The sequence below is a fragment of the Bradyrhizobium sp. Mp27 genome, assembly GCF_029953005.1.
Classification (GTDB): domain Bacteria; phylum Pseudomonadota; class Alphaproteobacteria; order Rhizobiales; family Xanthobacteraceae; genus Bradyrhizobium; species Bradyrhizobium barranii.
Window position 1 is genome coordinate 1 of the sequence record NZ_JASAUS010000539.1, and the last position, 958, is coordinate 958.

At 58.6% G+C, this 958-nt stretch carries 3 pseudogenes; 2 read left to right on the plus strand and 1 reads right to left on the minus strand.

Annotated features, from left to right (window positions below):
• Positions 1-158: 158 nt before the first annotated feature.
• Together QJT78_RS51600 and QJT78_RS51605 are read left to right on the plus strand one after the other, a co-directional pair.
• Positions 159-689 (plus strand): annotated as a pseudogene (locus tag QJT78_RS51600) (recombinase family protein); the annotation flags it as partial.
• Positions 676-759 (plus strand): annotated as a pseudogene (locus QJT78_RS51605) (IS5/IS1182 family transposase); the annotation flags it as partial. The pseudogenes QJT78_RS51600 and QJT78_RS51605, both read left to right, overlap by 14 nt.
• A gap of 49 nt (positions 760-808) precedes the next feature.
• Here the strand turns inward: QJT78_RS51605 and QJT78_RS51610 are convergent.
• Positions 809-958, minus strand: a pseudogene (locus QJT78_RS51610) (IS701 family transposase); the annotation flags it as partial.

Sequence of the window (958 nt, forward strand, 5' to 3'; positions counted from 1 at the left end):
CTTCTCCGTCTGATGCTTGTGGCTGTTCGAAAACAGACCACGTTTATCATCAACCTGAAGCGCAGCACCCTGCTAACGCGGGGCTCAGCAACAGGCCGAATACCCCATCTGGCTCATCAGGGTTAGAGTTTAAGCAGCCTGCAGTTGATGCTGTCTTTTTCGACGCCTCTCGCCTAGCCAGGAACGGTCGGGATCGGCATCACCTGCTCGAGCTCTGCGGGCTCGTAGAGGCTCGGGTCATCGATCTCGACGGCGTCTATAATCCCTGTCGGCCCAATGACCGCTTCTTCTCGGCATGAAGGGCAGCATGAGCGAGTTCGAGCTCGGTGTCCTACGCGCGCGCATGCTCGACGGCGCCCGTTCGAAGACCCCGGCGAGGCGAACTGCGGATTTCAGTGCCCATCGGCTACATCTGGCATCGGGAGATCGGCTTGGGTCTCGATCCAGACGCCAGGGTCCAGGAAGCGACACGGCTGATCTTCAGCCGATTTCGCCAGCTCGGAAGCGCTCGGCAGGCGCACCTCTCACTTAAGGCCGAGGGCGTCCATTTTCCGCGTCCGTCGGACGGCAAGAAGATGACGTCCTTTGAGTGGGTGCCGATCCGATATCGCAACGTCATCTCGATCTTGAAGAACCCGTTCTACGCAGGCGCGTACGCCTACGGTAAGAGCGAGCATCGCCACGCGATATGACAAGCTCGCCCGTAATTTTTTGGCCGCTGTTCATCCCGCCGCTCTCGTCGCATATTGGCTCAATTGAGTCTGGACCCTAACACGACTTTGGCAGAATGTGTTTGCGCCGCTGTTTTTCAAGGATTTGCTTTCGGCAATATGGGCATTGCTGAGGTGGCGGCCGAAGGATGAGATCGACGATGGCATGGCGTACGGCGGGCATGGTTGGTTGAGGCGGAGGCCCGTTGATTCTTTTTTTTCCGCCCCGCGTATGCGAGGCGACGATG